The 21,940-nt window shown below is 37.5% G+C and carries 21 protein-coding genes, 1 tRNA gene and 1 pseudogene; 18 read left to right on the plus strand and 5 right to left on the minus strand.

Annotated features, from left to right (window positions below; all coding sequences use genetic code 11):
* Positions 1-60 precede the first annotated feature (60 nt).
* From H9L19_RS06490 to H9L19_RS06500, 3 genes are all read left to right on the plus strand, one after another.
* Positions 61-903, plus strand: a complete 843-nt coding sequence (locus H9L19_RS06490; RefSeq protein WP_187528864.1) for a Cof-type HAD-IIB family hydrolase — start codon at positions 61-63, stop codon at positions 901-903.
* A 194-nt stretch (positions 904-1,097) separates the two neighbouring features.
* On the plus strand, positions 1,098-1,832 hold the full coding sequence (locus H9L19_RS06495; protein ID WP_243198144.1) for a CPBP family intramembrane glutamic endopeptidase: 735 nt from the start codon (positions 1,098-1,100) through the stop codon (positions 1,830-1,832).
* A gap of 21 nt (positions 1,833-1,853) precedes the next feature.
* Positions 1,854-2,360 (plus strand): antibiotic biosynthesis monooxygenase, encoded by a 507-nt coding sequence (locus H9L19_RS06500; protein ID WP_187528866.1) that lies wholly within the window; start codon positions 1,854-1,856, stop codon positions 2,358-2,360.
* Between the two features lie 78 nt (positions 2,361-2,438).
* Here the strand turns inward: H9L19_RS06500 and H9L19_RS06505 are convergent, their stop codons facing one another.
* Complete coding sequence (locus H9L19_RS06505; protein ID WP_187528867.1) at positions 2,439-3,491, minus strand: NAD-dependent epimerase/dehydratase family protein; 1,053 nt, start codon at positions 3,489-3,491, stop codon at positions 2,439-2,441.
* A 7-nt stretch (positions 3,492-3,498) separates the two neighbouring features.
* A complete protein-coding gene (locus tag H9L19_RS06510) occupies positions 3,499-4,200 on the minus strand; it encodes an IspD/TarI family cytidylyltransferase (RefSeq protein WP_187528868.1) in 702 nt (233 codons plus the stop codon).
* A 244-nt stretch (positions 4,201-4,444) separates the two neighbouring features.
* Between H9L19_RS06510 and H9L19_RS06515 the strand changes: the two genes are divergently transcribed.
* The 6 genes from H9L19_RS06515 (at position 4,445) to H9L19_RS06540 (ending at position 10,715) form a co-directional block, all read left to right on the plus strand.
* Complete coding sequence (locus H9L19_RS06515) at positions 4,445-5,818, plus strand: DUF2130 domain-containing protein (RefSeq protein WP_187528869.1); 1,374 nt, start codon at positions 4,445-4,447, stop codon at positions 5,816-5,818.
* An 89-nt stretch (positions 5,819-5,907) separates the two neighbouring features.
* A tRNA-Leu gene (locus H9L19_RS06520) sits at positions 5,908-5,991 on the plus strand.
* Positions 5,992-6,431: 440 nt separating this feature from the next.
* Positions 6,432-7,805, plus strand: coding sequence for an MFS transporter (locus H9L19_RS06525; RefSeq protein ID WP_187528870.1), 1,374 nt, complete (start codon positions 6,432-6,434; stop codon positions 7,803-7,805).
* Positions 7,806-7,816: 11 nt separating this feature from the next.
* A complete protein-coding gene (locus tag H9L19_RS06530) occupies positions 7,817-9,361 on the plus strand; it encodes a glycoside hydrolase family 43 protein (RefSeq protein ID WP_187528871.1) in 1,545 nt (514 codons plus the stop codon).
* Between the two features lie 334 nt (positions 9,362-9,695).
* Positions 9,696-10,331 (plus strand): TSUP family transporter, encoded by a 636-nt coding sequence (locus H9L19_RS06535; RefSeq protein ID WP_243198145.1) that lies wholly within the window; start codon positions 9,696-9,698, stop codon positions 10,329-10,331.
* Positions 10,332-10,487: 156 nt separating this feature from the next.
* Positions 10,488-10,715, plus strand: coding sequence for a hypothetical protein (locus tag H9L19_RS06540; protein ID WP_187528873.1), 228 nt, complete (start codon positions 10,488-10,490; stop codon positions 10,713-10,715).
* A gap of 211 nt (positions 10,716-10,926) precedes the next feature.
* Here H9L19_RS06540 and H9L19_RS06545 read toward each other — a convergent pair whose 3' ends face one another.
* A complete protein-coding gene (locus tag H9L19_RS06545) occupies positions 10,927-11,184 on the minus strand; it encodes a zinc ribbon domain-containing protein (RefSeq protein ID WP_187528874.1) in 258 nt (85 codons plus the stop codon).
* A gap of 305 nt (positions 11,185-11,489) precedes the next feature.
* On the opposite strand from H9L19_RS06545, the pseudogene H9L19_RS06550 reads away from it, so the two are divergent.
* Positions 11,490-12,301 (plus strand): annotated as a pseudogene (locus H9L19_RS06550) (alpha/beta hydrolase).
* Between the two features lie 302 nt (positions 12,302-12,603).
* Positions 12,604-13,251 carry a DNA alkylation repair protein gene (locus H9L19_RS06555; protein WP_187528875.1) on the plus strand — a complete coding sequence of 216 codons (648 nt, stop codon included), beginning with the start codon at positions 12,604-12,606 and terminating at the stop codon, positions 13,249-13,251.
* Between the two features lie 52 nt (positions 13,252-13,303).
* Here the strand turns inward: H9L19_RS06555 and H9L19_RS06560 are convergent, their stop codons facing one another.
* Positions 13,304-13,690 carry a ribonuclease HI family protein gene (locus H9L19_RS06560; RefSeq protein ID WP_243198146.1) on the minus strand — a complete coding sequence of 129 codons (387 nt, stop codon included), beginning with the start codon at positions 13,688-13,690 and terminating at the stop codon, positions 13,304-13,306.
* A gap of 82 nt (positions 13,691-13,772) precedes the next feature.
* Here H9L19_RS06560 and H9L19_RS06565 point away from each other — a divergent pair, with 82 nt between their 5' ends.
* From H9L19_RS06565 to H9L19_RS06595, 7 genes are all read left to right on the plus strand, one after another.
* A complete protein-coding gene (locus H9L19_RS06565) occupies positions 13,773-14,153 on the plus strand; it encodes an EbsA family protein (protein ID WP_187528876.1) in 381 nt (126 codons plus the stop codon).
* On the plus strand, positions 14,143-15,063 hold the full coding sequence (locus H9L19_RS06570) for an RluA family pseudouridine synthase (protein ID WP_187528877.1): 921 nt from the start codon (positions 14,143-14,145) through the stop codon (positions 15,061-15,063). The genes H9L19_RS06565 and H9L19_RS06570 overlap by 11 nt, the downstream gene beginning before the upstream one ends.
* Positions 15,064-15,067: 4 nt before the next feature.
* The gene (gene pyrR, locus H9L19_RS06575; protein ID WP_187528878.1) at positions 15,068-15,583 is read left to right on the plus strand and encodes a bifunctional pyr operon transcriptional regulator/uracil phosphoribosyltransferase PyrR; all 516 of its coding nucleotides are present in this window, start codon (positions 15,068-15,070) and stop codon (positions 15,581-15,583) included.
* Positions 15,584-15,648: 65 nt separating this feature from the next.
* Positions 15,649-16,734: a carbamoyl phosphate synthase small subunit gene (locus H9L19_RS06580; RefSeq protein WP_187528879.1), complete on the plus strand. Its 1,086-nt coding sequence runs from the start codon at positions 15,649-15,651 to the stop codon at positions 16,732-16,734.
* Entirely contained in the window at positions 16,731-19,202 is a 2,472-nt protein-coding gene (locus H9L19_RS06585) for a carbamoyl phosphate synthase preATP-grasp domain-containing protein (protein WP_187528880.1), read from the plus strand. The genes H9L19_RS06580 and H9L19_RS06585 overlap by 4 nt, the downstream gene beginning before the upstream one ends.
* A 154-nt stretch (positions 19,203-19,356) precedes the next feature.
* Complete coding sequence (locus H9L19_RS06590; RefSeq protein ID WP_243198147.1) at positions 19,357-20,337, plus strand: peptidylprolyl isomerase; 981 nt, start codon at positions 19,357-19,359, stop codon at positions 20,335-20,337.
* Positions 20,338-20,420: 83 nt separating this feature from the next.
* Complete coding sequence (locus tag H9L19_RS06595; protein ID WP_187529944.1) at positions 20,421-21,314, plus strand: YitT family protein; 894 nt, start codon at positions 20,421-20,423, stop codon at positions 21,312-21,314.
* A 71-nt stretch (positions 21,315-21,385) separates the two neighbouring features.
* Here the strand turns inward: H9L19_RS06595 and H9L19_RS06600 are convergent, their stop codons facing one another.
* Entirely contained in the window at positions 21,386-21,937 is a 552-nt protein-coding gene (locus tag H9L19_RS06600; RefSeq protein ID WP_187528881.1) for a TetR/AcrR family transcriptional regulator, read from the minus strand.
* Between the last annotated feature and the right edge of the window lie 3 nt (positions 21,938-21,940).

The following is a 21,940-nucleotide window of genomic DNA, read 5'->3' on the forward strand; positions in this document are numbered from 1 at the left end:
TCTGTTTTGAAAATACTTTTTTAGTATAATGAAAGTAATAATTTCATTGAGGAGAATGCGATGACTTATAAGATGTTGGTATCCGATTTAGATGAAACATTGTTGAATGATGATGGGTCAATTAATCCCGATAATATTAAAACGATTAAACAGGCTATTAGTCAAGGCTTTAAATTTGTTCCAAATACTGGGCGCTCATTTAAGTCGGTTCAGGCACTATTGGAGACACTAGGCTTAAAAGATCAGGCACAACAATACGTTATTTCATACAATGGGGGTGCCATTGTTGAAAATAAGGGGAATCGAGTGATTGCCACTCGTGCGATGACGTTTGACTTGGCTCAAAAAATATTTTCCGCAGGTATTAAAATAAATTCAGCGATTGATGTCCATATTTACACCGTCGACCAGTTATTTATTTATAATATTTCTGAAACTGATCAAGCATATATGGCTGAACGACATGTGCCATATCAATTAGTGGATACAACAGATCTATCATTTTTGAAGTCAGAAGCGCCGATTATGAAAGTCATTTTTGAACACCCAGATCAAGCAGTGCGTGATGTCATTATGACCGAAGTGAGTGATACTGTTGGTGCCGAAAATGTGGTTGCTACTTATTCATCAAATCGCTATGTTGAATTTAATCCCAAAGGTGTGGATAAAGGAAGTGCGTCCCTTCAACTTGGTGAACTATTGGGAATTCAACAGTCAGAAATCATGGCAGTGGGGGATAACGCCAATGATAAGTCAATGATTGATGCTGCTGGTTTAGGGGTTGCAGTTCAAAACGCCATCGAACCCATTAAATCTGTTGCGCAGTTAATCACCAAGAAGAGTAATAATGAGGGGGCAATAGCTGAGATATTACAGCAATTTGTATTGGATGATCATGAATAAAATCTGGCTGATTTTAATAAGTTTTGTAACAATGGGTTTGTTTTTTGGTTGGAGTGTTTTAGTTTGGTGGCTAGGACTACCTATGTGGGGGACCATTCTCGGGTTTTTACTCCTATTTATTTTGTTATCAACGTTAATAACATTTGTGATAGCGTATACTAATGTTAGAGAAACAAAAAAGGAGCAAGAAATCAGTGATTAATCAAAACTCGAATTGGCGAATTAGTGCTGGATTTGGATTTATTTTTGTGATTATTGGGTTAGCATTCGATATTTTTATCCAAACGGCTGGTCTATTGGCATTAAAAACACCCGCAAAACTATTGCATATCAAGGAAAACTCATGGCTACCAATCTTAACATTAGTCATTGTATTTCTCGTCTTATTGGTGATTGCAGTTCAAATAATGCTCAAATTCGTTCGCATTAAAGCGCCAAAAACACGCTTACACCAACTTGTTGGTTCAAAAGTTGCCTGGGTATTTAAAGGTTATGGCTTAATCATTGCCGGCAGTATTGTTTTAGCAATGCTTCAAACTGCGATGACACAACATATTGAAACAGCGGATAATCAGGTAGCACTCAACCAGATGGCCACACAAGGTCTCGGTGCGCGTGTATTTTTAATTTTATTAGCAATCGTATTAGCGCCATTATTGGAGGAATTAATTTTTCGTGGAATCGTGATGAATTATTTCTTTAAGGACAGTGGTTGGTGGTGGACAAATGTTCTCATTTCAGGGGTTGCATTTGGCTATTTCCATGTTGCTTTACAATCATTTCAATGGTTTGCTTTTATCCAATATTCAATTATGGGCATTATTTTAGCAGTTGTTTATAAGAAAACGCATCAAATTCAGTATTCAATGCTGACTCATTTCATGAATAATACGATTGCAATGATCATTATGTTTAGTAGTTTGGTTTAAATGATAACGGAGGGGATAACGATGACACAATTCATTCATACAACCTTTGGTTCACGTGAGGTATTAAAGACAATTCAAGCAGCACATTTAGACCGACGTCTTTTTTTGACAGTCGATATGAAAGATCCTAATCGTTTTCAATTGATTGAATTAAATGCGCAATCGACTAATTTATTTGTAGCGGGTACAACGTATGAAGTTCTAATGCAATTGATACCTGATGAAGATTTACGCGGTATGATGCAGTGGCAATATTTGACTTTAAATGATGATGAAGCACAATCATTTATCCGGCGGGCACCCGCTTTTGCGAAGCTACAACGTCAGCAAGAAGGTCTCATTAATTTTTATTTATTGCAAGTGCCTAATAGTTTTGACTATGCGATACTCACAACGTGGGTAACGAAGGAAGCGGCTGACAAATTTCAACCAGTGATGGCTGAATTAATGCAGCGATATACTGGCTCAAATAGTAGTAAATATAATTTACGGTCACGACAATTTAGTTTTGCAACTTTAACAAAATAACCATAAAAAAGATGTTTAACTTCTAAGGCGATTTCTCAATTGAGAAACCAAATTTGGAAGAAAAACATCTTTTTTATGTTACGCTTGATTTTTTAAAATATCGATTGTGTGTTGAATAGCTGTATCGAGTGAAAAAAGTGGTCGCCAGCCAAGCGCGTTGATTTTATTTGAGGACATGATGGCAGTGTGTGCCTTAGAGAATCCTTTTTGTTCAGCCTGGTCTGGTAAATCAAAAATGACGGACTGGTGCGCTACATTTGCAATTTTTTTGGCTAAATCCTTAAGTTGAATATTAAAGGTGGAGTCAGCGATGTTATAGGCTTCGCCACTAACGCCGTTTGTTAATAGGTAGAGTAGCGCATAGACAGCGTCAGCAACGTAAGTATATGAAAATAATTGTGTGCCATCACTTTTAAGAACGATATCTTCTTGATGAATCGCATTTTTGATGAATTGAGAGGCAGCTTTGGAATCGGTCATCAGCATTGAAGGGCCAAACGTTCGGCTAAGTCGGGGGATAATTGCATCAATTTGATATTTTTGAATATAAGCTTGAACTAAACTTTCACTGGCACGTTTGGCTTCAGGGTAGCCAGCTCGTAAAGTATTGCTATCAATATAGCCTAAATATTGTTCATCAAAGCTTTGTGTATCGCCACGGTTTTCACCATAGATTTCGACTGAAGACAAAAATAATGTTCGTTTGGCCGCTGATTTAACAGCATAATCTAAGATGTTTTTTGTACCGACGATATTCGTCATAATTGTGCCAATTGGATCAGTCACATATGCCTTAGGATGTGTATTACTTGCCGCATGAATTATGTAATCAGATTTTTGATTGAGAGTAATCGGATTTGTAATGTCAGTGGCTAAAATCGAAAAGTTAGGCGTATTCATATAATGACTAAAACGAGTGACTAATTTATCATAGTTACGACCAACGGCGATAATCGTGATTTGGGCTGATTGCGTGATATTGCGTTGCATTAATAAATCAACGAGATATGAGCCGATGAGACCACTGGCACCAGCAATCAAGAAGGTGTGATGATCAATTTCTGACCACGTTAATGGCAAACGATTAATGAGTTCAAGTTCATGATAATATTGTTGATTATCTATTAACATAGGGTGCCTATTCTTTCATTTTTAGAAATGCTTTGAAAAGTTCTAAATCATCGGGCGTTGTCAGCTTAATATTCTTTTCAGAACCAGCTGCAAAATTGAGTGTATGCCCTAAATCGGCCATCATTGTGTTCGTATAAGAAGAGTCGCTCATGCCAATGTTTTTGGCGATAGCTTCGTCATAGCTATTGCTTAATTGTTCGAAATGATAGGCCTGTGGGGTCATTACCCGACGTAGCGTATTGCGATCAATATATTTTGAAGTTGTATCATCAGTATCTTTGATAAATATTTGTTCATTATATGGGAGTGAAGAAACAGCATTACCATACGTTTGCGCTTTGACAATAACGTCAGAGAGTACAAAGTCATCAACGAGTGGCCGGATACCATCATGAATGACAATAATATCATCTGGATTACTGATTGGCTTAAGAAATTGTACGGCATGATTAATTGATTGCTGACCAGTATCACCGCCAGCAATAACATGGTTAACTTTGGATAATTGGTATTTTTCAAGATAGCTTAATAGCGTTTCTTCCCAGCCTTGTTTAACAACAACTAGGACTTCATCGATTAACGGATGATTTTCAAATGATTCGAGCGTATAGATAATAATTGGCTTGTCATTAATAGTAATGAATTGTTTTGGAATATTTTGTCCCATTCGCTTACCTGATCCACCGGCGATGATGACTGCTGTAATCATACGTTACCTCATTTCTAATAAATAAATTATTGCTATGGTTGTATATTATATTTTGTGTTTTAATTATGGTCATTTCGAATCTGTTTGAGTCGAAAATTTATATTGTGTTATTGCTCACTAGTTAAGGTTATCATATTGTGGGGAAGAAAAAAATGATGTTCAAATACTGTCAACTAATGCAATGGAATTTTATTAGCGAAGAAAATGATTTGATATAATAATGGGAATAAGGGGAGAAAAACAAATGTCAAAAATTAATTTTCATATTGGTTCACAAACGGAGCTAATTTTAGATCAAGATGCTAAACAAGGCGACATAATTGACTTAACAGACGAACAAAACATCAATACTAGTATTATTAGTGATAAAATTGCACAAATTGTTGATGATAAGCTCGTCCAAGCAAAAGACGAGTGGCAGGTCCAGCAAGACAAGCAGACAAAAATTGCGTTGGATGTGCAAAATCAACAAAATGAACTTGAGGTTAAAAATCAACTAGCACAAAAAGAATTAACTTTAAAAGATGAATTAAATAATCGACAAACAGAGATTGAGGCATTAAAAGCACAAATTGAGATTGTTCAACAAAAAAATGCGTCAGAAGTAAAAAATCAATTAATTCAAAAAGAGGCAGATTTCAAAGAAACTGCTAGCAAACAGCAATCAGAAATTGAGCGTTTACAACAAAAAATTGAAACACTTCAACAAAATAACAAAATTGAATTAGAGAATGAATTGTTGAAAAAAGACACAGCAGTTCATGACGAATTGGCCCAAAAGGAACAAATGGTTCTAACGTTAAAGACTGAATATGAGGCGCGGCTGAAAGCGGCTAATGAACAGGTTGAGTTCTATAAAGATTTTAAAGCGCGTCAATCGACTAAAGAAATTGGTGAAAGTCTAGAGCAATATGCGTTAAATGAATTTAACAAAATTAAACCATTTGCTTTTCCGAATGCTTATTTTGAAAAAGATAATGAATTATCTGAAACAAATTCGAAAGGTGATTTTATTTTTAGGGAGTCACAAGATAATGTTGAATTTATCAGTATTATGTTTGATATGAAAAATGAGGCCGATACAACGGCAACTAAACATAAGAATGCGGATTTCTTTAAAGAATTAAATAAAGATCGATTAGAAAAGAAGACAGAGTATGCGGTATTAGTATCAATGTTAGAAGCAGATAGTGACTTATATAATACCGGAATTGTGCAAGTAACCGATTATGAAAAAATGTACGTCATTCGACCACAATTCTTGATTCAATTCATTGGCGTTCTGCGAAACGCAGCATTAAATACGGTCGCAGCAAAGAAAGAATTAGAACAAGTTAAATCGCAAAATGTTGATATTACTAATTTTGAAACAGACTTAACGAGTTTTAAGAATGCCTTTGGTAAGAATTATATGAGTGCATCGAAAAACTTTAAAAGTGCAATTGATGAAATTGATAAAGCAATTGCTCGAATGGAAGCAGTCAAACGGTCATTAACGACCTCGGAAAATCAGCTTCGACTCGCTAATAACAAATTAGATGACGTTAGTGTAAAAAAATTAACACGCCATAATCCAACCATGCGGGCAAAATTTGAAGAAATTCAAGATTTGAATTAAGTAAAATGTAGGCTAGACAATGAGATTGATGACTAACTTAACATAGACGATAACATCAAAATTTGATATAGTTGATTATGTTATTGATTGCCATCGTGGCGGAACTGGCAGACGCGCATCGTTCAGGTCGATGTGGGAGTATTCCCGTGCAGGTTCGATTCCTGTCGATGGCATCTCATATTAAAAACACAACCTCTTAAATGCTTTTAGATAGGCATTTAAGGAGTTGTGTTTTTTTTTGTAGTAATTTTTTATATCTTGTTGAGTATGCCAACTGATTATCAATCTCAATTTATCAGCAGTAACTATAAATTTGTTAAGTATTCTTGATAAATTTATGTGCACTATTCTATTATGGGCGTATTTAACGCGTCATTGCTAGAGGCAAAATGTAATTCAGCAAGAAGAAAGAAGTGAGGGATGTTTTTTCTCAATGATTAGTGAGTAGCAATTGGAGCCAGTCTGTTGATTGTCGGGATTAGGGACTATTTTAAGAGAATTAAGGTATTAAACATTCAAAATAAAAATGATATTATATTTTTTGTAATGAAAGCGCTTACAAATTTGTGTTTTCATTTCAAAATTTATTTTTATGAAGGAATTGATAGGTATTATGGCAGTTCAAAACGAACAACAGAATAGCGGGCTCGAAGTCTCGTTGTCATGGCGAGAGCGAATTGGAGTTAGCGCGTACGGATTTGGCGGTAATTTGTTATGGACCGCGTTGACATCATATATTTTATTCTTTTACACTGATGTGATTGGCGTGGAAGCAGTTGCCATTGGAACGATGATGTTATTTGTCAGAATTCTTGATGGTGGTGCGGATATTGTGATGGGTATTATTGTTGATAAAACAAAATCAAAATATGGAAAAGCTCGGCCATGGATCAAGTGGTTGGCTATACCATTTGGGCTGAGTTTTATGATGTTGTTCGCTGTGCCTGACTTGGGGCCATCAGGAACGTTCATTTATGTGACGGTGACATACGTGTTAGTTAATTTAATTTACACAGCTATCACGATTCCTGCAACGACATTAATGGCCTTAGTGACCAAAAATCAATATGAACGTGCGTTGTTGAATATTATTGGGACAGTCGTGTCAACGATTGCCAGCTTGCTTGTGCTTACTGTTACATTACCAATGGTTAAGGCTTTTGGTAATGGAAAGATGGGATGGCTAATTACTTTCATTATCTTTGGTGTAATCGCAATCTTCTTATATTTCTGGACTTTTTTTGCAAGTACTGAACGGGTTACAGAGGCAAAGAAATCTAATGAAAATGTGCCTTTGAAACAAGGCTTGAAGGCACTGTTCTCTAATAAATATTGGGTGCTCATTACGATTCTTTTAATTATGGCTTTCTTAAATATGGGAATTAGTGGCAGTGTTGCCTTGTATTTCACAACATACGTCATGAAAAATGCAGAATTCATTGGTGTGATTTCAATTGCTTCACGTATCCCGAGTGTTCTGGTGCTTGCCATAGCTTGTGCGCCATTGGTTAAACGATTTGGTAAGCGAAATGTCGTCATGGCAGGATCTGGAATTGCTGTCATTGGAAGACTTGTGATGTTGATTGATTTGACAAGTCCAATTGTAATTATTGTTGCAAGTATTATTTTAGGTATTGGTGGTGGTATGTTGGGCGCAGGATCATATGCGTTCTTATCAGATACCGTTGAATATGGTGAGTGGAAATCAGGTGTCCGGACAGAGGGACTTGTATTTAGTGCATCTAGCTTTGGATTGAAGGTTGGTGCCGGTTTGGCTACAGCAATTGTAGGTTGGTGCCTTGCATACTTTGGTTATAAGAGTGGAACGGCGGTTCAATCAGACCGTGCAATTGAGGGAATTAAATTCTTATATATCTGGGTACCAATGGCGTTTAGTGTCTTGCAGATGGTTATTTTGTATTTCTACGATTTAGATAAAATTTATCCTCAAATTATGTCAGATTTAGATGTCCGTAATGCTGAATAAGAGGTTAGAAAATGGCTATAAAAACGTATACGAATCCAATTATCAAAGGCTTTTACCCGGATCCAAGTATTTGTAAGCGAGGAAATGATTATTTTTTGGTTAATTCATCGTTTGGTTATACACCGGGAATTCCGTTGTTTCATAGCACTGATTTAGTTAATTGGACACAAATTGGTAATTGTTTGGAAAATGAAAGTGCAGTTGATTTGACGGGAAGTCCATCATCTGGTGGCATATTTGCGCCAACGATTCGTTATCATGAAGGTATGTTTTATGTGATTGTGACGAATGCAGCAACTAGAGAAAATTTCTTTATTCGTAGTTCGAATCCATATGAAGGTTGGTCAGTACCAATTCTTGTACCAGAATGGGGTGGTATCGACCCGTCACTATTTTTTGATGATGATGGCAAGGTCTATATTCAAGGTACCGAGAATTTCTTTACAGATGAGGTGTCAGGAATTTATCAGGCACAAATTGATTTAGAAAATGGTAATTTATTATCTGAAAGAAAATTAATTTGTGCAGGTACAGGGGGTGCTTCCCCTGAAGGACCACATATCTATAAGCTAAATGGATACTATTATCTTTTATTGGCTGAAGGTGGAACGGAATATGCACATATGGTGACATTATTCCGAAGTCAAGATGTGAATGGACCATACATGCCATATAAGGATAATCCAATTCTTTCGAACAGAAGTATCGAAAATACCCTTCAATGTATAGGCCATGCCGACCTAATTGTTGATCAAAATAATCGCCCTTGGATTGTATGTTTGGGTGTCCGGGCACAAAGAGGCCATTCAAAATATCATCATTTAGGCCGCGAAACGATGCTTGTGCCGTTAAAATGGGACGAAGAAGGGTGGCCGACATTTATTAATAGTCGAGCAGTTAATACCGTTATGGAAGGCATGCTGACGAATGAGCAACAAGAAAAAAATAACAGTTTTAATATTGATTTTACTCAGACAAATATGATACCTAAAAATTGGGTTTATCTGAGAAATCCAGTTTTTGAAAATTATTCATTCACTAGCCGGGGACTTGCCTTAAATAATGCGACAAATTCTTTATCAACAGATGATTCAATCACATTTGTAGGATTTAGACAGACTGAGTTTAATACGAATTTATCAATTAATCTAGCAATTAATCAATCAGCTACTGGCGATTCTGAATCTGGGCTCACCGTTTATATGTCAAAAAGGTTCCACTATGATTTAGGCATCGTTAAAGAGCAAGGTGACTATTATCTTATATTTAGGAGAACAATTGGGTATCTAGACACGATTATCAAAAAGGTGCCAATTAATAGCACAGACAATATCGCATTAAAATTAATTTCAGATTCAACGGATTATAAGTTTGGTGCGTTAATTAATGGGAATATGATTGATATGGGCATTGCAGAAAGTTTGTTCTTGGCGCCCGAGGTTACGAATACATTTACCGGCGTTATGTATGGCTTATATGCAACGGAGCTACAGAAATTAATTCCAGAGCAAAATCTATGTGATATTCAAAATGTTTCATACTCAGAATGGACTTAGTTTTTGACGTGAATGAAGTTCTTATACGTAGAATAAATATCAAAATCTAAAATGAATTTTCTTGTTAGAATCATTTAGCATAAAACGTGCTAAATGATTCTTTTTGTTATTATCAACGGCGATTATGGATTTCATGTTTTAAATGCTATCGCGAGAGGTAGGCGATGGTTAGAGCTACAATTTCTGAATACGAAGTAAGTCAGAATACAGCATAATAAAAAAGAACCAAAATATTTATTTGGTTGGTGAATGGTATGATTTACGTATGTTAATTTATCTTATTTTTTTATTAGGTGCCTTTGTGAGATGTGTTTTCGGTTTCGGGGAAGCTTTGGTGACTACACCGTTATTGCTACTATTGGCATATAATCCACAACATGCGATGGCAATCATTGGTATTATTGGCTTTGTGTTGGCTTTGCCAACGATGTTTCAGAATTATCAATTAATTGATGGCCATTTAATTTGGCGCCTACTCATTGGTGCCGTTTTTGGTGTGCCGATAGGACTGTTGTTTTTGAAATTTGGAAATGTGGTGCTATTAAAAAAGGGGATAGGTCTGTTGCTCATTTTTTATGGGGTGATTAACCTGATGCCTAAATTAGTGTCTGATCGAGAAATCAGGCTATCAAGTGTATTTGTTGGTGTGGTTTCGGGCTTTTTGGGTGGTGCTATTAATACGCATGGTGCACCAATTGCAATATACGGCCGTTTGAAGAACTGGTCGCCTGAATATTTACGGACTAATTTACAAACGTACTTTGGTATTGTTGGTCTGGTGATTATTATTGGACAAGGTTTATCTGGATTATGGGATGCAACAGTTTTTTGGACTTTGTTACGTCTGATTCCGGGCTTAATGATTGTGGCGGTATTTGCTGAATTAACCGTCAAATATGTTAACCCCAAACAATTAACTCAGTATTTACTCTATTTTTTTATTGTTATTGGCGGGATAATGTTGTTTTAAATCATGGGCAGTCGTTAGAATAAGTTGATAAAGTTAGTTTGCAAACAAATTAAGTTTAATCTATAATGAATTAGGTTAAATCTAACTATACATATGCACGTTGAAATAGTTGAGATTGCAAATAAATAGTCTGAATGACAGAAAGCTTGAAAAGCCATGAAAAGTCAAAAACAAATTCCAGCCATGTCGATGATGGCCATTGGCAGCGTCTTGTATACTGCTTATTTAAACCAATCACCGGTGCAAATTCAAACTCAAAGACAGGAGAATCAACTACTCCCAGAAGTTATTTCTGGACTTGTTCGCGGATATGGTGAAAAAGATATCTATGTTGGGGATGTGCCCATCAGGATGAGTAATTTACGATGGGCAGCACTCTCCTAAGTATCAATAAGATAGGCCTGAATTGAATATTGTATTATCACTAACTAAGAAAAGCAACTCGAGTCCCGGTAGATGTTTAAACCGGTTCAAGTTGCTTTTTATTACTTAATTGGTGATTTATTTTCTTTTTTAATCGATAATTTTCAGAAATGATTGCTGGAAAAGTCAATTGTCAGTGATACTTTTCAACATGGACAGTCAATCCCAAAAATTATTTGAAACGGCTAACTTTTTTAAGCATCATTGGATAAGATGCTTTTAGAATGAATTTTTTGATCGCTGACATTTCATTGGCGTCAAGGCCCTTTTTTCCAATAACCAGCATTTCTTCAAATGATAAATCAGGCTGAGTAAATTGACCGTCTTGAAAGCAGTAATGACAGTAAGTATTACTCAATGTACCATCTTGATTAGTGCCTCGATTATCGGTTGTTAGAGGCATAGCACAACTTTGGCAGAATTTTTCCATGATTAAGCTCCTTAATGTTTTTTTAATATGTTGAGCTTATTGTAACATTGTTGATGTTCTATGTATGCTTTAATCTCGTCAATTATTCCTTATTATATTTAAATATACATATGAAAAAAATCATTCTGATGAAAATCGTGATCTAGATTGAAACAAATTAGCACTAGATGAGAATCGGGTGACATGGTTAATTTGTATGCCGTTAATTGTTCGTATACTTGATGATAAGTTGAATCATTGGTTGATTCTGTATTCAAGGTGTACACTACTTCTAATTATATGATTTACATCAAGGGAGGCTTGTTGTGGCACTATTATCAGTCAATTACTATTCAGAAGTTTTACATATGGCACGTGAAATGGTTGTTATTTTACCAGAATTATCAGATCGTAACCCGCTGTGGACACCCGATATGTTGAATGATATACCAGTCATCTACTTACTACATGGCATGTCTGAAAATCAGACGACATGGACGCGGCGAACGAATATTGAACGGCTTGTCGAACGAACATGTGTCGCCATTGTGATGCCAGCGACGGATATGGCATGGTATACGAATACAACGTATGGTATGAACTATTATGATGCCATAGCAAATGAATTACCAGAAAAAATTGCAACGTTATTTCCGCAAATATCCAAAAAGAGAGAGAAGAATTTTATTGTCGGCTTATCAATGGGGGGTATGGTGCATTTAAAATTGCATTCACAACACAAAGGTATAGTTACGCTGCGTCATTGTCTGGGGCATTAGTTGGTGGGGAAATTGAACCCTATCGACGCTTGTTATCAGAAAAGTCGAGTCCGCAAATTAGTCAGTATTGGCGAGGTGTGTTTGGCGATTTGACTCATTTTGAAGATTCTGAAAATGATTTGTTGGCATTAGCGCAAAGGGAGGTGCTACGTCCCAAGCTATTCGCATGGATTGGAACACAAGATTTTTTACTAGAAACGAATGAAATTTTGGTACCTAAACTAAAAGCGCTTCAATATGATATTGTCTATGAGAAAGGGCCAGGAAAGCACGAATGGTATTATTGGAATCAACAGATTGACCGGGTTTTGTCGTGGTTACCGATTCAGTATCAACACGAGGAAAGATTAACACGGTAGAGAATCTTTGGAGCTATAGGGGATGAATATTTTTTTCTTGCTTTAGTACGTATGTATGTAAATTATTTTAAGCATTGACATCTATATAGATAGTGGTACATTAGTAATGTAAACGGTTACATGTAGACATGACATGCCTCGATTTACATTTCTAAATTATGCGGAGAACAGCAATGTTCTTGAGAAAACCGAGTCAGCCTCCAGGCACTCGGTTTTTTTAGTAGCAAGCCGGTCAACACCTAAAAATTAACATGTTAAAATAAATGACAAATGATATGTATAGATTTAGGAGATTTGAATCAATGAATAAACTGGTTTTACCAACCCATCCTGAAAATATTATTCCGATGGAAAATTATATGAAGGGAAATTTTAGATTTTTAGGGGTGAAAACGCCAGAACGACGAACGTTATCAAAACCGTTACTCAAGGCCAGTCGATCATGGTCTGAGGCCCTTATTTTAGAGCAAGTGAATGGTTATTGGCAACGGCCGGAGCGTGAATACCAACTAATTGCAATGGATATTCTAGTGCATAACTATCGCCGATTAGGGGCACAAACGTTGGATGAAATTAGTCAATTTGTTGACGATCATCCTTGGTGGGATTCAATTGATACATTACGTAAAATAATTGGTTTGATTTTAAGACATCAACCAGAAATTTGGGCGTATTGGTCGCAATATTATTTGACGCATGATAGCTTTTGGGGACGTCGGATTGCGATTACGTTGCAATTACAATTTAAGGAAAAAACAGATTTAGTTTATTTGAGCACTGCAATAGAAAATGACATTCAAACGGACGAGTTTTTTATTCAAAAAGCAATTGGTTGGGCATTGCGAGAGTATGCCAAGACTGATGCCCAATGGGTGACTACTTTTATTGCGCAACACCCCTTATTATCAAATTTGGCCGTACGAGAGGCAACCAAAAATCTCTCACATTAAACGATTGATTGAGCAGGAAAAGTTGCCATATCAATAGCCGAAGGAGTCATCTTTAATGGATAGCTTGCCATGCCAGTTTGTGGGCACCCTGATTTTCTTTTTCAGGTACCCATTGATTGATGACAAGTGGATAATTATTTTGTAAATGAATCAATTCAATTAATAATTTTGGATAGGCAGTGGAAAATTCTTTACCTAAACTGTCACTTAAAATCCGAGAATCTGTAAAAAACATAATTGTTTCTGAGCCATCACAATAATCGATCAGTGCTTTAAAACCAGCAATGGCAGCCAGGAATTCAGCTTGATGGTTATCGATATGATCAGGTAATGGTTGATGAATTTGAATTTGAGTTTGATTTTTAATGATTAAAATTCCAGCACCACTTTTTTGGTCGGTCATGCGTGTCGCCGCATCTGAATAGAGCTTGATGAGCATGTTTGTTACCTCGATTCTCTGGTATAATTTTAAGGTAGTGATGATAAATTATTATATAGAAAATAATTGAGGAGGACAAATAATGAAGGGACATTATCAACCGGCTGGAATGGTCGGAATGGTTAATTGGGCTTGGATTTTGATGATAGGACTAGCAGCGTTAATCATGCAGCTTGAAGTGACGCATATTAATGTTTGGTCGGTCACGTTATTATTTGTTTTTTTGATCACATTAACAATCGCAATTTTAAGGCGAAAAATTATTGTGGATAAACAATATATACATTTAACACAGTTATTTAGTGCGAGTCGATTATCAGTTCGTTTGAGTGAAGTTGAGCACGTGCAATTTACGCGTCACGGGGTATTGTTTGATTACAATGATGATGCTTATAACATATTATTGTCTACAAAAATGCGCCAGTTATTAAAAGAAAAATTAGGGGAACAAGATGACAAGTGAGACGTTTATCGTCAATGAAAAGATTGGTCGGTTAGATAAGACCATTGTAAGTTATTTACCACAACATTCACGGTCACAAATTAGTGAGTGGATTAAGCAAGAACTAGTAACTGTTAATGGTCAGCTAAAAAAGCCAAAGTACACACCTGTGATTGGGGATGAAGTGACGGTGACTATTCCAGATCCAGTTGTCATTGATTTAAAGCCGGAAAACATTCCGCTTGATATTATTTATGAGGATGATGATTTATTAGTTGTCAATAAACCCAAGGGCATGGTAGTTCATCCATCAGTTGGGCATGAGAATGGCACATTAGTGAATGCATTAATGTATCATACCCCCTTGTCACAGATTAATGGTGTTTTTCGGCCGGGCATTGTGCACCGTATTGATAAAGACACATCAGGTTTGTTGATGGTTGCTAAAAATGACAAAGCCCATGAAGCTTTGTCAGCGGATTTGAAGGAAAAAAAAAATCTACGTGAGTATATCGCACTTGTTCATGGTGAATTTAAAGAAAATTCTGGTACCATTAAAGCCCCCATTGGACGTTCAAGCAGCGATCGCAAGAAACAAGCAGTTGTACCAAATGGGCGCGAGGCAGTCACACATTTTAAAGTATTAAAGCGCTATGTTGGATATACTTTGTTGTCAGTCAAATTAGAGACTGGGCGGACACATCAAATTCGTGTGCATATGGCATATATTGGGCATCCTGTTGCAGGTGACCCATTGTATGGCCCTAAAAAGACGTTACCAGGAAATGGTCAATATCTACATGCACATACATTAGGGTTAACGCAACCAACTAGTGGTAAAGAATTGATTTTTGAAGCACCATTACCACAAGATTTTAATGATGTATTAGCTGATTTAGAGCCATATAGTAATCAGACAAGTGAGGACTAAATTAATGACAGTAAAAGAAATTGTAGACGCAATGTCAATGCAACGAGCATTGACACGTATTACGTATGAAATTATTGAAAAAAATAAAGGTGTTAATAATTTAGTTATTGTGGGAATTAAGACACGGGGTGTTTTTGTAGCACAACGAATTGCAGAACGTTTGCAACAATTAGAGAATGCAGAAATTCCAGTTGTCGAGTTAGATATTTCAACTTACCGCGATGACACAAATGAACGTATCTCACGGGTTAGTGATTTAGGTGTATCGATTGACGATAAACGCATTGTTTTAGTTGATGATGTTTTGTATACGGGTCGGACAATTCGAGCTGCCTTAGATGCGCTGATGGATAATGGACGACCGGCTGCAGTGAACTTAGCGGTACTTGTGGATCGTGGACACAGAGAATTACCAATTCGGGCTGATTTTGTTGGGAAAAACATTCCAACGGCTGCGTCTGAACGTATTAAAGTTAAGATGGCTGAGATAGATGGTTTAGATTCGGTTGAAATTATTTAATTCACCCAAGAATTAAGAATTGAGATGTCACCAATTAGGTTTTATTTTGGAAAGGAGTCGCCATCATGGTCAAGCGTTACCTGATTTTACAGGATAAAACGATTTTTGAAGGGGAGGCCTTCGGCGCACCAGCGACAACCTTTGGAGAAATTGTATTTAATACCTCGATGACAGGGTATCAAGAAATTATCACAAATCCGATTTACCATAATCAAATTGTGATGTTTACAACGCCGACAATCGGTGCGGCAGGTATTAATCATCGCGCTGATGAAGGTGTTGTTCCAACCATTAAAGGTGTTGTGGCACGAGAAATAGCCGATGTGTCAACGAATCGCTTACAGCAAATGAGTCTCGATTCTTTTTTGCAACGGCATAATATACCTGGTATTTCTCGGATTGATACCCGTGCGTTAGCGCGACATTTGAGGCAAACTGGCACGCAAAAAGCCAGTATTGTTGATGTACCAGATGAACATGCTTTTGATCAATTAAATGCGATGGTGCTGACGACAAAACAGGTCTCACAAGTTTCAACGCCCAAACCATATGCTAATCCAGGCCGTGGGGCTAATGTTGTTATTTTGGATTTCGGCTTGAAGAATGGTATTCTAAGAAATTTACGTGATTTTGATGCAAATGTGACCGTTTTGCCATATAACACCACACTTGAACAAGTAGTTAATTTAGATCCAGATGGGGTCGTATTGTCATCTGGGCCAGGTGACCCGCGTCAAATGTCTCCTGACTTATTTAAATTAATTCAAGCCGTGCAAGCTGAAATTCCCTTACTGGGGATTGGGTTTGGACATGAGCTATTTGCTCTGGCGAATGGGGCAAAACTAATTCCTTTGAATTTTGAACATCATGGGATGAATCATCCCATTCGGGAGCAAATTACGGGTAAAATCCTATTTGCCAATCAAGGTGCTGGCTATGCAATTGATCGAGATAATTTGGCGGGTGCATCTTTAATGGTAACGCATGTGGATTTGATGGATAATTCTATTCAGGGGTTACGCCATCGGGATTTTCCTGCCTTTGGGGTTCAATTTTTCCCGGATGCTGCGCCTGGTCCGTACGAAGCGACTGATATTTTTGCTGAATTTATGGAAATGGTTTCAGCGCGTAAAGGAGGCACATTTGCATGAGTGAACGCATATTAATTATTGGCGGATCAGCAAATGACTTTGGTCGTGAAACTGAAAGCGATACCGCGGGTTATCAAATGGTATCGATGTTGCGAAAACGTGGCCATGATGTGTTCTTAGTTGATGACAATCCATATAATTTCACAATTGAACGGACAGATATTACGCCGATTCTGACCGCTTTAACCTTGCCTAATTTGTTAAACATCATTCAAGAATATGCGATTACGAGCATTATGGCCTCAATTGGCGGACTAACAGCCATTCGATTGAGTCATGAAATTTTAGTTGCTTTAGGTAGTGACGCACCAAAAATTTTGGGCTTATCTGTTCCAGTGATTGAAGCAGCTCAAAATACAAAAGTATTAAAAGAACGGTTGGTTCAGATTGGCGAAGAGGGTGTTCGCACAAGATTGGTTGCTAGCGTGTCGGAAGCATTTGATGCGGTTCGTGATTTTAATTTTCCAGTGGTTGTGCGACCGGTTGCCCCGAGTGGCGAAACATTACGGTTGCATGCTGATGATGCAGAGGAATTGGAAGAAACCGTTCAAACGGCATTAGAGCGGTCATTAACACATCAAGTTAATATTGATCAAGGAATTGGTGGCTATCGTGAAATTACGATTGTCGCAATGCGGGATATTAAAGATAATGCATTGATGATTGGTGGCGTTGAGGATATGGACCCAGTTGGTATCCATACGGCAGATTCAATTGCCGTGACCCCTTTGCAAACGTTACCTGATCCAATCGTCCAAAAACTGCGTCATTCAGCTTTTCAGGTTATGCGCGGCTTTAAAATGATTGGGTTGGCTGAAATTCGTTTTGCGGTCAATCCAGAAACTGAAACTTATGTTGTGACGCGTGTGACACCGTACTTTGACCGACAAGCGGCATTAATCATGGTATCCACCGGTTATCCTCTGGTACCAGTGATGACTGGTCTGTTACTTGGTGAGACGTTTGATTCAGTTGATGTACCTCAGATTTATGCCCAAAATACGGCGTTACTAGAACCGGTGATGGATCACGTGGTGATGCGCTTCCCTGTATTTAGTTTTGGGGAATTAGAAGCTGATTGGATTGTAACGGATCATCGTTTGGATACAATTCAAAAATCAGTGGGCGCAACAATTGGTGTCGGTCGTAGCGTTGAAGAAGCTTTGGAAAAAGCGATTCGAGCAGCTCATTTTAATAACCGGAATTTTTCACCAACAGTGATGAATTCACTGTCAGATGATGCATTGGTTGAACAAATTATTCATCCCCGCGATAATCGTATTCTTGTTCTAATTGAAGCGCTACGGCGAGGGTATACTGTCGATGAATTGGCTGAAGTGACAAAAATTGATCCATTTTATTTTTATAAACTACGTCGAATTATGCAAATAGAAACAAATGTCGTTGCTAATCCTTGGAATGAAGAAGCATTAAAAGATGCAAAATATTATGGGTTAAGTGATGGTTTAATTGCTAAATTATGGCACGATAAGTACGAGAATGTTCGTCGGTATCGATGGGATAAAAATATTTTACCTACGTTTAAAGCGTTTGACCCATCGGCAGGTGAATTTGAGGAAGCAACTTCGCATTACTATAGTACTTTTGAAACTGAAAATGAGAGTCATCGTTTGAGTGACGAATCAGCACTTGTGATTGGAACAGGCGCTTTTCGATTAGGAGATGGGGCAGCAGCTTCATATGCTATGGCCTCGGTCGCTTCTGAATTACGAACGTTGGGGATCAAAACTATTGCGATGAATAATAATCCGCACGACTTATTATTCATTCCGCAAATTGCAGATAAACATTATTATGAACCACTTGAATTATCAGATGTTATGAGCATTCTAGAAATTGAACAGCCCAAGTATGTCTTTATTCCAGGTAATCGCATTAAATTAATTGCGAAATTACGTGAAATGGGTGTCATTGTTAATGTGATTGCTAAGGAGAAATATTTACCAAGTAGTTTATCTGAAAATTATGAACAAACTGTCATTAACTATTTTTGGGATGGCGATCAATTACATCCAATCGCACTTGCACATCAAGATAACGGTGGGATTGTAATTGATCAGCAAGTGTTAACGGAATCATTGTATGAATCATTGCCAAAGCCAACGTTGAATATCTCCAGAGCTGGCATGTATCAATTAGTGGTTGATCGTTGGCCAATTGATGATGCCATCTCAGCCGATGATATTCGACCAATGCCGTTCACACATATTGCCTTTTTGAGTAAAATCACGGGCATTAACTGGATTAGACTCGTTGTACGCTATTTAACTGAGCGTCAAACTGAGTCAGATCAGTTCTTAGTGACACATTGGCGAACGGTGCCTTGGCGAATTAATGCGGCACGTTTGACTTATTTTGATCCTGATTATGATGAGCATTTACACGTTAATGCGTTAATTGATAATGGTCGCTTTGCGATGGGGGCGACTTTTGAACGGATTAACTAGTTCGGAAAAAGTTTTTTGGTTAGATTTGTGATAAAATAATTAGAATAAAATGCGTATAGGGAGATTGTGAATTCATGAAAAAAATTTGGGCATTAATTGCCGTTGTTGTAGTAGCCGGGGGTTAGTAGTTTTTGGCCTTTCAGGCGGTAAAAATGTGGCAACAACGGATGCAGGTTCTGTATCAGAAAAGAGCTTATATTCAGCCTTGAAAGCAACACCAGAAGGTAAACAAACGTTTGCTAATTTAGTCATTAAAAAGGTCTTGTCAAAAGATTATGCTGATAAAGTTGACCAAAAAGAAATTGATAAACAATATAATAAAGCCAAAAAACAATATGGCGAATCTTTTGAATCAACTTTGTCTCAAAGTGGCATGACAACAGCAACGTACAAGGATAATTTGTACTTGTCAGCGCTTGAAAAAGTAGCCTATAAAGCTAATCAAAAATTTACTGAGGCTCAATTAAAGAAAGCATATAAGGACTACACACCGAATGTTTCAATTTCAGTGATTAAAACGGCATCTGAAGACGATGCGAAGGCTGTAATTAATGATTTAAATGATGGTAAGAATTTCGCAGATGAAGCCAAAGCTAAGTCGACGGATGAAACAACTAAAACTAATGGTGGAAAGATGGCTGCGTTTGATTCAACGGCTAGCGCCACGACAGTTAGTGCTGATGTGATGAAAGCTGCTTTTGCCTTGAAGAAAGGTGAATATACTAAGACTCCAGTTAAGGTTGCTGGAACGACTGATGCCACGACTGGTACAGCTACATCTGATGCTTACTACGTCATCAAGATGAATTCACGTACGGCCAAGAAGTCATACAAGCAATTAAAGAGCAAGATGAAGGATATCTTGGTAGATAAGAAGTTAGCCACAGATACGAGTGCAATGACTGCGTTTGTTGGTGAACAATTAAACAAAGCTAAGGTTAATATTACCGACAAGGATCTCAAGTCAGCTCTTGTGACATATACTGAAGCTGCTAACTCGGCTTCACAAGCCAAGTCTTCATCAGCTACAAAGAAAACATCAAGTCAGTCTGATTCTAAGAAAGCATCAACTGCTAAGACAAGTACAAGTAGCTCATCAGGCTCATCAAGTTCATCAAGTTCATCAAGTAAGTAACGTGTGATAAGCAAGGTCGCTTAGCCTTGCTTTTTATATGGTGTTTTTAACTCAATAAATTATCAATATTGTGAGGCATGGCAATGGAAGCAAATGCATTGACGCATCAAAAGATGCGCGCCATAGATTTCTTGATTTTTATTATTGGTACGGCATTATATGCATGGGGATTAGTGAATATTAATATTCCTAATCATTTGGCTGAAGGTGGTATCACGGGTGTTACATTGATTACCCGTGCGTTATTTGGTATTAACCCTGCATATATGAATATTATTTTGAATGTGCCATTAGTGCTAGCAGGTTTTAAAATGTTAGCCCGACGTGATATTGTTTATATGTTTTTTGGAATTGCTTCATTGTCCTTTTGGCTGTGGTTATGGCAACGTATGCCAGTACAATTTGATTTGAACCATGATATGTTGATTTCCGCATTGCTGGCTGGTGCCTTTTCGGGGATAGGATCAGGTCTTGTTTATCGATTTGGTGGTACAACAGGTGGGACTGATATTATTGCTCGTATTTTTGAACAGCGATGGCAAGTACCAATGGGACGAACGATGTTTATTTTAGATGCAGTGGTGTTGACTGCTTCGCTGGTATATATTAATGTGCCAGAAATGGTGTACACATTAATTGCGTCGTTTGTCTTTGCAAGAATTGTTAATTTGACGCAACAAGGTGGGTATTCAGCACGTGCATTTATGATTTTTACCACGCATGATGCGGAAATCTCGCAGGCTATTATGAATGAACTAGAACGAGGTACAACGTTACTTCATGCTGAAGGCGGGTATTCACACGAATTTCGACGTGTGTTATATACGGTTGTTGATCCAACTGAGGTTCAAAAAGTACGTGCGATTGTATCTGAGATTGATCCACGAGCATTTGTAACGATGGTGGAAACAACCGAAACGTTAGGCGAAGGATTCTCGTTTATGCGACGTAAGAAGCGATTATTTGGCTTAAAGTAAAAAAATAAACCCCTTAAGTTGGTATAAGTCCAACTTAAGGGGTTTATTGCAACCGATGGCATGTCGGTTTTTTATAGAAATTCACCTTGTGCGTCAGTCATTTCTTTGGCGATAGTCGCTAATGATGTGATTGAATCTTGCATACCAGTTGAAATCCAACGAATTGCAATGGCTAGCATACCAGAAGCTGTGAAATCTGAAACGTAGTCTACAGCTGCCGCATTTGTGGCTTGTTCACGTAGAATATCTGAATACAGACGATGCAAAATATCACGCAATGGTGGATAGAATTGTTCACGCAAACCAGCATTTAAAAGCACAGCAATAGCCATTGCATTGGCTTGAATAAATTCAAAGAAAGCTTCGGCTACTTTTTTTGAGTCGTTTGGTAAATGTTGCGCCTCGTTTGCAAAATCAGTAGTTAATTGATTAACAATGGCGCTAATTACAGCTTCTTTGGTTCCAAAGTGACGGTAGAAAGCCATCCGTGACACGCCTGCCTTGCGTGTAATCTCGGTCACAGCAAGTTGGTCATAAGATTGACTTTGTAAGAGTGTTAGCGTTGCTTCAATTATTTGATCATCCGTTTGCTGACGGATGCTTTCAGTTAACATATTTTTCATACT

This window comes from Weissella diestrammenae, assembly GCF_014397255.1.
In the GTDB taxonomy this organism is placed as follows: domain Bacteria; phylum Bacillota; class Bacilli; order Lactobacillales; family Lactobacillaceae; genus Weissella; species Weissella diestrammenae.

Excerpts from the sequence above, each read along its gene's own strand:
- H9L19_RS06490 (WP_187528864.1), top strand. The coding sequence starts at position 61 with ATGACTTATAAGATGTTGGTATCCGATTTAGATGAAACATTGTTGAAT.
- H9L19_RS06500 (WP_187528866.1), top strand. The coding sequence starts at position 1,854 with ATGACACAATTCATTCATACAACCTTTGGTTCACGTGAGGTATTAAAG.
- H9L19_RS06505 (WP_187528867.1), bottom strand. The coding sequence starts at position 3,491 with ATGTTAATAGATAATCAACAATATTATCATGAACTTGAACTCATTAAT.
- H9L19_RS06510 (WP_187528868.1), bottom strand. The coding sequence starts at position 4,200 with ATGATTACAGCAGTCATCATCGCCGGTGGATCAGGTAAGCGAATGGGA.
- H9L19_RS06515 (WP_187528869.1), top strand. The coding sequence starts at position 4,445 with ATGTCAAAAATTAATTTTCATATTGGTTCACAAACGGAGCTAATTTTA.
- H9L19_RS06525 (WP_187528870.1), top strand. The coding sequence starts at position 6,432 with ATGGCAGTTCAAAACGAACAACAGAATAGCGGGCTCGAAGTCTCGTTG.
- H9L19_RS06530 (WP_187528871.1), top strand. The coding sequence starts at position 7,817 with ATGGCTATAAAAACGTATACGAATCCAATTATCAAAGGCTTTTACCCG.
- H9L19_RS06540 (WP_187528873.1), top strand. The coding sequence starts at position 10,488 with ATGAAAAGTCAAAAACAAATTCCAGCCATGTCGATGATGGCCATTGGC.
- H9L19_RS06545 (WP_187528874.1), bottom strand. The coding sequence starts at position 11,184 with ATGGAAAAATTCTGCCAAAGTTGTGCTATGCCTCTAACAACCGATAAT.
- H9L19_RS06555 (WP_187528875.1), top strand. The coding sequence starts at position 12,604 with ATGAATAAACTGGTTTTACCAACCCATCCTGAAAATATTATTCCGATG.
- H9L19_RS06560 (WP_243198146.1), bottom strand. The coding sequence starts at position 13,690 with ATGCTCATCAAGCTCTATTCAGATGCGGCGACACGCATGACCGACCAA.
- H9L19_RS06565 (WP_187528876.1), top strand. The coding sequence starts at position 13,773 with ATGAAGGGACATTATCAACCGGCTGGAATGGTCGGAATGGTTAATTGG.
- H9L19_RS06570 (WP_187528877.1), top strand. The coding sequence starts at position 14,143 with ATGACAAGTGAGACGTTTATCGTCAATGAAAAGATTGGTCGGTTAGAT.
- pyrR (WP_187528878.1), top strand. The coding sequence starts at position 15,068 with ATGACAGTAAAAGAAATTGTAGACGCAATGTCAATGCAACGAGCATTG.
- H9L19_RS06580 (WP_187528879.1), top strand. The coding sequence starts at position 15,649 with ATGGTCAAGCGTTACCTGATTTTACAGGATAAAACGATTTTTGAAGGG.
- H9L19_RS06585 (WP_187528880.1), top strand. The coding sequence starts at position 16,731 with ATGAGTGAACGCATATTAATTATTGGCGGATCAGCAAATGACTTTGGT.
- H9L19_RS06595 (WP_187529944.1), top strand. The coding sequence starts at position 20,421 with ATGGAAGCAAATGCATTGACGCATCAAAAGATGCGCGCCATAGATTTC.
- H9L19_RS06600 (WP_187528881.1), bottom strand. The coding sequence starts at position 21,937 with ATGAAAAATATGTTAACTGAAAGCATCCGTCAGCAAACGGATGATCAA.